Origin of the sequence: Streptococcus sp. DD11 (assembly GCF_001578865.1) — a bacterium.
Lineage (GTDB): Bacteria > Bacillota > Bacilli > Lactobacillales > Streptococcaceae > Streptococcus > Streptococcus panodentis.
The window spans coordinates 63,218-73,345 of sequence record NZ_KQ969394.1; the positions used below are offsets into that span (position 1 = coordinate 63,218).

Genomic DNA, 10,128 nt, shown 5'->3' on the forward strand with positions numbered 1-10,128 from the left:
AGATGATATAGTCAACCCCCTGGGCTTTGAAAATCTCAGCCAGACCATCTCCTGCTGCCACTGCGATAAGGGCGTATTCCTTTTCCTGAGCCGGTTTGGCTGTGCGCTCTTCTTTTTCGATCTGAGCTTCGTGCTGGTTGCGCATATTATCAACCTTAACCTTGACCAAACTGCCGTATTTGAGCCCTTCCTGCATGACCAAGCCCGGATCTTCCGTATGGACATGGACCTTGACAATTTCATCATCATTGACCACCAGAAGAGAGTCGCCCAGCTCATTTAAGTAATTGCGGAATTCGTCATAATCAAAGTCTTTGACATAGGTCGGGCCCTTTTTCAAAGCCACCATGATTTCCGTACAGTAGCCGAAAGTAATATCTTCTGTTGCTACATGGCCGGCTACTGACTTGTGATGTTCTGCATTAATCATTTCAGACATGGTCGCAGGCGTTGCCACGAAGTCTTCAGAAGCGATGTACTCGCCGGTAAGGGCTGACAGGAAGCCTTCATAGATAAAGACCAGACCCTGACCGCCGGAATCAACTACGCCGACTTCTTTCAGAACCGGCAGCATATCCGGTGTCTTAGCCAGAGCTGCCTTGGCTCCTTCAAGAGCTGCCTGCATCACTTCAACAGCATCATTGCTGCTTTCTGCTTTCTTTTTGGCACCGATAGCAGCTCCGCGGGAAACGGTCAGAATAGTCCCTTCGACCGGCTTCATAACTGCCTTGTAGGCCACTTCTACACCAGACTGAAAGGCCAGAGCTAAATCTTCACCAGTCAGTTCTTCATGCTCTTTCACGCTTTGAGAAAAACCGCGGAAAAGCTGGGAAGTGATAACACCTGAGTTACCACGCGCACCCATCAAAAGGCCTTTCGCAAAGATACCTGCTGCTTCGCCAACTGTTGAAGCAGACTTGTCTGCCACTTCCTTAGCACCATTTTCAATGGTCATGCCCATGTTGGTACCTGTATCTCCGTCTGGAACTGGGAAGACATTCAAAGAGTTTACATATTCAGCCTGTTTATTTAAGCGAGTAGATGCTGCCTGCACCATTTCTTGGAATAAACTAGTAGTAATATTTGCCACGATTATTCTCCTACGACTTTAATATTTTGGATATAAACATTCACTGCATGGGCAGTAATTCCGAGCTTGTTTTCCAAACTGAATTTAACACGCTCTTGGATGTTTTTGGAAACTTCGCTGATTTTGACTCCATAGCTTAACACAGTGTAGACATCAACTGCGATATCACCTTCATCAGTCGCTTTCACAACCACGCCCTTAGCATAGTTTTCTTTTCCTAAAAGGGCTTGAAAATTATCCTTGATTGCGTTTTTGCTGGCCATGCCAACTACACCAAAAATTTCAGTCGCTGCACCTCCGACGATTGTCGCAATCACATCATCAGTCAGCTCAATTTGACCATCTTTTGTATTAATTTTCACAGTCATAATTTGTACCTCAAAAGTATTTTATAGTTTATTCTACCATATTTTATACAGGGTGTAAAAGAGGAAGGGTCTAAATCAACTGTCTAGGCGGAAATTCCCAAGCAAAAAAAGGACGGAAATTTTCCATCCTTTTTAAATAAAGATTAAACGCGTTCAACTTTACCTGATTTAAGGGCACGAGCTGAAGCCCAAACTTTTTTAGGTTTACCGTCAATCAAAACAGTAACTTTTTGAAGATTTGGTTTAACAGCGCGTTTTGTTTGGTTCATCGCGTGAGAGCGGTTGTTTCCTGATACAGTCTTACGACCAGTAAAGTAACATACTTTAGCCATTGATACTTATCCTCCTGATTAGTTTAAGGTGTTTTACCACATACTTATAAAGTCTACCATACTTTACCGAGTTTGGCAAGAGCTAGTTCCCAAGTTTTGCAAATAATCACCTTTTTAAAACAAGAAATAATTAGATATAAATCACTTTCAAATGACCGAAAGCCACGCTGCCTTCTAAATAGAGCGTTTTTTCTTTTTCACTGGTATCGCGAACTTGAGAAACACCGCCAAAAGCACAAGCAACCTTGCTGACAACCTGCCAAGAGCTTGGAACAAAGAGAGTGGCATTACCAAAAGCAACTTCCACTTTAAAAGTCGCTGAATCCCCAGCTATCTTAGCGTTGTCAAAGTAAACCTTGGCACTACCAAAAGAGCAAGTCAGCTCATCATAGCTAAAATTGTCCTTATTGACATAACGGGTGCCTGAGCCAAAGACAATGCCTTCGCCACCAATTTCTTCGCCAGAAAAATGTTTAGAAAAATGCCTTAATTTCCATTTTTTGCTAGGTTTGACCAAGAAATTGACACCGATACAGGCTAGAATACCAGCAAAACTAACTGCGCTTGCTGAGATATTGGGCAAGAGGTCGTAAGTGCTATTAGCAATGATAAAAGCGATAATGGCAAAGATAAAACCTAGCGGAATGTTGCCAGAATAGAAGCTCTCCGCTGAAAAATAGACAAAGCCCATAATGACCAACAAAGGCCAAACATTGATGTGAATAACGGGAATCCCGAAATTCCCCTGCAAAAGTACCCAAGCTGCTAGAAGTAAGCAAGCCAGTCCTAATATTGTTTTTCTCATGATGTTACCTCGTTTCGTTTAACTTTTCTTTTAAAATTTGATAATAGTGCCTAGACACATACACTTCCTTATGGGTATCGTAGAAACGGACGCTGCTACTGCCCGAAAAGGATTTTTCCAGCGAGTAAATCGCCTTACTATTGATAATGCTGGATTTGGATATGCGACAAAAATAATAGGGCAGGCGGTCTTCCAACTCATAGAGCTTGTGCTTGACTTCATAAGCATCCTCACGCGTATGAGCAAAAATCTTGCTACCGTCAGTCTCGAAAAAGAGAATATTGTCAATATCCAGAAAATATTCGCTAGCTCCCTTATAAAAAATAATGGGCGGTGCCGTTGCTTGCTCCAGAGCTTGCTGAATTTGCTCGAGCTGAGCATCAAATCGAGCAGCCCTGATGACAATCTCTACTTCCGCTAAATCCGAATCCAGTTCTACTCGAATTTTCATTGCTACCTCCTTTACTTTCTACGTTTATTATATCAGTTTCAAAATGAGAAACAAGGCTTTTTCAGTAAGTGGTAGATTTTGGGCGGTAAGTGGTTTGCTGCTAACATTGACAAGAATCAAACATCAAAAAACCGGGTCTCGTCCCGGTTTTTTGACAATATAAGGAAAAGGAATTAGTTTTTCTTGTTTTTAGAGGCTTTTGATGACGGAGTGGAAGTCTTAGATACAGATTGTTTAGAGTCAGTTTTAGACTTACCAAAATTTCTGATTTTATCTATTGGAGTCGTTAGGGCTTTCCCAGCTTTTTTCGCTCCTCCTGCAGCTCCTTTAAAGTCACCTATATAATCTGTAGTAGTTCTATAAATATCTTTCATCATATTAGCACTCTTAACTGCGTCCCTTTCTTCCCATGCTTTACCAAATTCTGTCATGTATGCTTTGAAAGAATTCCATCGATTAGACATTCGTTCTAACGCTTCATTTTCAACCATCTTGGCTTCTGGACTATAAGGAATGCCTTGTGAGTAGTTAAATCCTGTGCTTAGCAATAGAGCAGCATCTTGAACTTCTTGCTTATCTGCAACTTTGGTAATAGCTCTTGCAGACTTAGTGACTTGATCTATTGCTTTCTTCCCTCTTGAAGACGCAAATGTTCCTATCGCATAGCCAGCATTTTTAAGCATTTTCATGTTTTCACTGTCTGTTGATTTCTTTTTGGTTGAATTTTCAATAAAAGTGTCTAAGTCTTTTTTCTTACCTTCTACATATTTATTAAACTTCTCTGGATATAAACTAAATCCGCCAACAGCAGTCGTCTCTTTGGCCGCCTTCTTTGCCTCTTTTTCTGACGCTGGGGTTTTAAAGAAGTCTCTTTTAATACCATTTGTCAGTGGATCAAAATAGTCCCCAATTTGCTTCTCGATTTCGTTAGATATTTTACTCAGTTTTTTAGTATCCCTATCTTGAAACGCTTTATAAACTTCTTGTTTTAGTTTATGATAACCTGGACTAGGCTCTGTCTTTTTCTCCCTCTCCGCCATAATAGCAGCCATATCCCTCATATCAACAGCAGTAGGGGGCAAGCCATTTGCAGCATTTAAACCAATACTAAGCATTCTTGAAGTAGAGCCAACTCCTGGTTTGTCTGCAAATTTATTAACATTATTTACTACAGCAGTTGCCCCATCTAATGCGAGATTTCCACCTACCACACCTAAATATGCTAACTCATTAGAAGAGACTCGATTCGCTGCAAGTCTAGAGGATGAGCTAGCTGCCATATTATCTATTGCAGCTCCAACATAACCTAAATCTTTAAAACGTCTATCATCTTTGACTTCAAAATCATTTGTCAAATGCTGTTTAGCAGATTTATTCATAGCATTTCTGTAATTATTTATATCCCTGTTAAACTCGTATTGAAATCTTTCAGATAACGCTTTGGGATCCGAGGTCATTCTGTGGTAAGTAGCACCCGGCCCTGCAAACATCGCACCTGCTTGATAGTAGTCTTCTGGTGTTCGACTAAAAGTTTGAGATAAGCCTAAGTCAACCGTCGTTGGAAGAGTTTGGTTAGTGAGTACGTCCTCTGTAGCTAAAGGATTGTTAAAAAGGGTTGAAGTGGGCTTACTTTCGCTGACCCATTGCCAATCTCCGTCTATAAATGAACCCGGCAATTGATTTTTTCCTGTTGCTGTCAGAGAGGATGCATAGTCTAAAGCAAAGCCTGGGAGTCCTTCATTACTCGTGGTTGTCTGCTTGAAGCCTGCCCAATCAGCCAACGCCTCTGACATCGTTGGTATGTTAACAGTTTTTGATTTCTCAGAGATATCAATCTGCTTCCAATCACCCTCGACTGGATTAAAGCCAGACCATTGATTTACTGGTGACGTGCTAACAAAGTCCTCTGTAGGTTTTGTTGCAGAAAGAGTATATTCACCCTCCAATGGAGAGAGACTTGCTGTTCTTGACGCAGCATCCTGAACACTGGCCCAATCACCAAGTGTCAAATCACTTAGAGACTTACTTTTGTTGGAAACCTGGCTTCCAAATGCATCAGTTACACGAGTCCAGTCTCCTGTTGTAAAATCATCTGTTGCCGTGGTAGTTGACGAAGCCGAATTGTTGAAAGAATCATTGATTCTAGACCAATTATCTGCCCCCAAATCACTATAAGCAGCGCTTGTCGACGTTTTATTGTCGGTAAAATCTGATACATGTGACCAGTCACCTGCTGTAAAGTCGTTCAGACCTAAGCCACTTGTTGAAAAGTTATCGCTTGATGAATCAGATACTTTTGACCAATCGCCTGAAGTAAAGTCACTCACTGTCTTGCTGGTTGACGAAGCATTATCAGCCAAGGTATCAGATGTTCGAGACCAATTACCTGTATCAAAATCACTAAAAGAGTCGGAAATCTCGGAAGATTTCTTAGCGACTGAATCATTGGTGCTCGTCCAATTTCCTGCGCTCAAATCTGCAGAACTTGTATTGCCGTCAGAAATGCTAGACCAGCTTCCAGAACTATAATTGTTGCCCGATGAAATAGCATCACCAAAGCTGGAAAAGTCGCTGTTATCCTTAGACGAACTAGTATCCCCAATACTGGACCAGCTTCCAGATCCATTTGACAAGTCGCTGTCGCCAATACTTGACCAATTCCCAGAACTATCTGACGATCCAAGGCTACTATTTGAAGTAGAGATTCCAAGACTATCATTATCTGAAGTAGAATAGCCGCCGAAGCTGTTAGAATCTGAAGAGCTGAAACTTCCAGAATCTGAGAAACCTAGACTATCACTATTTGAAGTGGAGGAGCCATAACTACCGGAGTCTGAAGAACCTGAACCAAAGCTACCGGAGTCCGAGGTACTGGAACCGAAACTGTCGGAATCTGAAGAACCTGAACCAAAGCTTCCAGAGTCTGAAGAGCTTGAACCGAAACCGTCGGAATCTGAGGAGCTGGAACCAAAACTACCAGAATCCGAAGTACTGGAACCGAAACCACCGGAATCCGAAGTACTGGAACCAAAGCTTCCAGAGTCTGAAGAGTTTGAATCTAAACTGCCGGAATCCGAAGAACTAGAGCCAAAACCGCCAGAATCCGAAGTACTGGAACCGAAACCACCGGAATCCGAAGAATCTGAACCGAAACTGTCAGAGTCGGAACCATAACTGTCCGAATCGGAAGCATCCGAACCAAAGCTGTCAGAGTCTGAGCCATAGCTGTCCAAATCGGAAGCAGCTGAACCAAAACTATCAGAGTCGGAACCATAACTGTCCGAATCGGAAGCATCCGAACCAAAGCTGTCAGAGTCGGAACCATAGCTGTCCGAATCGGAAGCATCCGAACCAAAGCTGTCAGAGTCGGAACCATAGCTGTCCGAATCGGAAGTATCGGAATATCCGCCAGAATCACTGGAATCCCCGTCATAAGCATGAACTTGTCCAATATGGACAAACGCAGCACCCAACAAAACCAAAAGCATTAATTTTTTCTTCACAAGCGCTCCTCCTTTTATTAATTGCTATTATACTGTACCATAATTTTATCATATTTGCTATTATTTTGTAACATTTAAAAATATCGTAATATTTTCGACATATTATTGTCATATATAATTGACATTTTCAAGAGAAGAAAAAACCGGGACGATGCCCGGTTTTCGGTAGAATGATAAAAGAGGTTATTTTTTCTGACCGTCACTTGAGTCCTTAGGGGCTCCCTTTTGTCCTCCCTTCACTCCTTTGGAAATTCCAAATAATGAGGGAATACGGTCCTCTTTTTCCCCAGTAATCGGATTGTAGCCTGTCACACCAATAATAACATCCAAAGGCTCTACCCCTGTTCGGGCTCCAATAACGTTATTTCCAATAATAGCAATCCGACCAACAGGTTCAGACAGAGGAGAACTATCTGGAACTGCATCTTTTCCTGTTAGTGTCTCTCCTGTAAGCAAAATGTGAGCACCGTCTAAAGCACCAGCGGTAACTTCATGGTCAGCAATCTTAGCGGCATATCGCGCACCTGTTTCGCTTGTTTTGACCACTCCCGCTCCAAGAACCGGCGGGGTTCCTTGCATTATATTATAATTTAAGGATCCAGCTGGGGTTAGAACTTCTTCAGGGACTGGCTGAGGATCAGGAGATACATATGTTCCCAATTCAGTTAAGGATACCCCTATAATTTTTTCTGTAATACCATCTACTCCGTCATAAATCGCCTCTCCAATCTTACCTAAAACAGTCGTTGGATTAGAAAAAGGTTTTCCATTATCCGTCCCCCACATATTAGGGTTCTTTCTTTCTTCTGTATTTGTTGTCGTTGTTTCAGAAACTTTGTCTGGATTGACTGCCAATTCGCTGCCTGCATTAGCGGAATCGGATGCCGAATCCGGCTCAGCGCTGCTCCAATCTGAGCTTTCATCTGTATTGAAATCACCCAAACTGTCCGCATCAGCCGTCAAGCCGCTGCCTAGGTCGGTGGTTGGTTTTGTGCCAGATCTGTCATCATCAGAATCCGAAGAAAAGTCACCTAAATCTTCTGTATCCGCAGTCAAATCATTGCCTGCATTAGCGGAATCGGATGCCGAATCCGGCTCAGCGCTGCTCCAATCTGAGCTTTCATCTGTATTGAAATCACCTAAACTGTCCGCATCGGCCGTTAAACCGCTGCCTAGGTCGGTGGTTGGTTTTGTGCCAAATCTGTCATCATCAGAATCCGAAGAAAAGTCACCTAAATCTTCTGTATCCGCAGTCAAATCATTGCCTGCATTAGCGGAATCGGATGCCGAATTCGGGCCAGTGCTGCTCCAATCTGAGCTTTCATCTGTATTGAAATCGCCCAAACTGTCCGCATCGGCCGTTAAACCGCTGCCTAGGTCGGTGGTTGGTTTTGTGCCAAATCTGTCATTACCAGAATCCGAAGAAAAGTCGCCTAAATCTTCTGTATCCGCAGTCAAGCCGCTGCCTAAATCACTGGATGAATCAGACAAATTCTCTGCAGAATCAGAAGCGGAAGCGGCATCGTCCGCATTTGCTGATGCAGCAGCGCTAGCAGGAGCACCTGAAACGGATGGTGCTGAATCACTCGTATCAGCGGCTGCTGCCTCTGAGGACGCAGAATCTGATGTGGCAGTGTCACTCATCACATCAGCGGTTGGAGCAGAAGAAGTGCTTGAAGTCGTTGATTCTGGAGTTTCTGAGGCTGCTGGCGTCGCTGGATGACCTGCTTCAGCAGTTGGAGCAGCAGGCGTCTCTGGGGCCACTGACTCTGCAGTTGCAGCATTACCTGCTTCAGCAGTTGGAGCGGGAGCAACACTCACGTCAGGTGTTGGAGTAACAGGCGCCGGCGCTGCAGCATTAGCAGAAACCGGGGCATCGCTTGCTGATTCGTCCAAAGAATCAACAGCTGAACCGGCTGCTGCTGGAGAATCGGAAGCAAAACTGCCTAAACTGTCCGGATTGGCTGTCAAGCCACTGCCTAAGTCACTGGATGAACCTGCAGAATCAGAGGCTGGAGTGCCTTGCGCCCCCGCATCACTTGCACCAGCGGCCGGCGCAGCTGGATTACTCACATCAGCGGTTGGAGCAGCAGGCGTCTCTGGGGCCGCTGTTTCTGGAGTCGCAGCATCACTCACATCAGCGGTTGGGGCAGCAGGTACGGGCGCTGCAGCATTAGCAGAAACTGGGGCATCGCTTGCTGATTCGTCCAAAGAATCAACAGCTGAACCGGCTGTATTTGGAGAATCGGAAGTAAAACTGCCTAAGCTGTTCGGATCAGCCGTCAAACCGCTGCCCAAATCACCGGATGAGTCATTCGAATCCGAAGTGTCCTCGGCAGAATCGGATGAAAAATCGCCCAAACTGTCCGGATTGGCTGTCAAGCCGCTGCCTAAATCACTGGATGGATTTGCAGAATCAGAGGCTGAAGTACCTTGCGCCGCCGCATCACTTGCACCAGCAGCCGGCGCAGCTGGATTACTAACATCAGCAGTTGGAGCAGCCGGGGTCTCTGGGGCCGCTGTTTCTGGAGCAGCAGCGTCACCTGAGAACGCAGGTGCGGGCGCTGCAACAGGAGAACTTGATGGAGAATCGGAAACAAAACTACCTAAGCTGTTCGGATCAGCCGTCAAGCCGCTGCCCAATCCACTGGATGAATCGGAAGCAAAACTGCCTAAGCTGTTCGGATCAGCTATCAAGCCGCTGCCTAAGCCACCGGATGAACCTGCAGAATCGGAAGGAAAAGAACCCAAGCTGTTAGGATCGGCTGACAAACCGCTCCCCAATCCACTGGATGAATCATTCGACGAACCGAAACCTCCGGAACCAGAAAAGCCACCTGAAAAGCCATCAAATGCCCGAACATGTCCAGCACAGGCAAATAAGGTCGTTAGTAAAATCAAAAAAAGCATGAATCGTTTTTTCATAAATACTCCTCCTTTCTTTTTATACCATTTCACTGTACCATATTTCTTTTTGATTTTCTCGATTTTTTCACCATGTAAAGATATTTTAATCTCTCTGCATTCAGGCCTTTACAGTTGACACCCTGTTCAGTAAAAAAAGAAACCTTGCTTTCACAAGATTTCTATCAGTCAAAATATGCCGATTGCAGGGCTCGAACCTGTGACCTACGCGTTACGAGTGCGTTGCTCTACCAACTGAGCTAAATCGGCAAGTTACTTCTCTATTCTAGCACTCTGAATTTTTTTGTCAAGAGCGAATTTCACTCGAATATCTACATCGGTGTTCCAATGGTCCTTTCGCCGCCGGCACATCCACAGTTTTGTCTCTTGATTCAAACACCTCCTTAAAATGAGGCTAAGAAAAAGCAAAAAAAGAACAAGCTGGCTCAAACTACTTTGGCTAACTTTTTCCATATCCTTATAACGATATCATTGTTAATTATTTTCCTCTCAGAATATTTTCTAATCCGGCAAAAACAACATCTCTTAAGACTTCATTGAGGCTGAGACAGACTCCCATGATGGCTGCGTCCTCACCCACAGAGGGATGAATCTTTTGGAAGATACTGTATAAAAAAGTCTTTCAGTCTCGCTTTGTTTTGGTAAAAAACTTTT

At 44.0% G+C, this 10,128-nt stretch carries 7 protein-coding genes and 1 tRNA gene; all 8 read right to left on the bottom strand.

The features are described 5' to 3' along the window. Positions 1-1,090 (bottom strand): DAK2 domain-containing protein (locus tag STRDD11_RS06275; protein ID WP_241209344.1); only part of this gene is annotated, 1,090 nt, incomplete at its 3' end. A 2-nt stretch (positions 1,091-1,092) separates the two neighbouring features. Next, on the bottom strand, positions 1,093-1,458 hold the full coding sequence (locus tag STRDD11_RS06280; RefSeq protein WP_002893676.1) for an Asp23/Gls24 family envelope stress response protein: 366 nt from the start codon (positions 1,456-1,458) through the stop codon (positions 1,093-1,095). A 143-nt stretch (positions 1,459-1,601) separates the two neighbouring features. After that, positions 1,602-1,790: a 50S ribosomal protein L28 gene (rpmB, locus tag STRDD11_RS06285; RefSeq protein ID WP_001140948.1), complete on the bottom strand. Its 189-nt coding sequence runs from the start codon at positions 1,788-1,790 to the stop codon at positions 1,602-1,604. A 130-nt stretch (positions 1,791-1,920) separates the two neighbouring features. Continuing rightward, complete coding sequence (locus STRDD11_RS06290) at positions 1,921-2,595, bottom strand: LiaF transmembrane domain-containing protein (RefSeq protein WP_002908050.1); 675 nt, start codon at positions 2,593-2,595, stop codon at positions 1,921-1,923. A 4-nt stretch (positions 2,596-2,599) separates the two neighbouring features. Beyond that, the gene (locus tag STRDD11_RS06295) at positions 2,600-3,046 is read right to left on the bottom strand and encodes a LytTR family DNA-binding domain-containing protein (protein ID WP_002908049.1); all 447 of its coding nucleotides are present in this window, start codon (positions 3,044-3,046) and stop codon (positions 2,600-2,602) included. A 173-nt stretch (positions 3,047-3,219) separates the two neighbouring features. Further along, positions 3,220-6,549 (bottom strand): hypothetical protein, encoded by a 3,330-nt coding sequence (locus STRDD11_RS14275; RefSeq protein ID WP_241209345.1) that lies wholly within the window; start codon positions 6,547-6,549, stop codon positions 3,220-3,222. Positions 6,550-6,732: 183 nt separating this feature from the next. Continuing rightward, complete coding sequence (locus STRDD11_RS13875; protein ID WP_128836472.1) at positions 6,733-9,507, bottom strand: hypothetical protein; 2,775 nt, start codon at positions 9,505-9,507, stop codon at positions 6,733-6,735. A gap of 143 nt (positions 9,508-9,650) precedes the next feature. Continuing rightward, a tRNA-Thr gene (locus STRDD11_RS06310) sits at positions 9,651-9,723 on the bottom strand. Between the last annotated feature and the right edge of the window lie 405 nt (positions 9,724-10,128).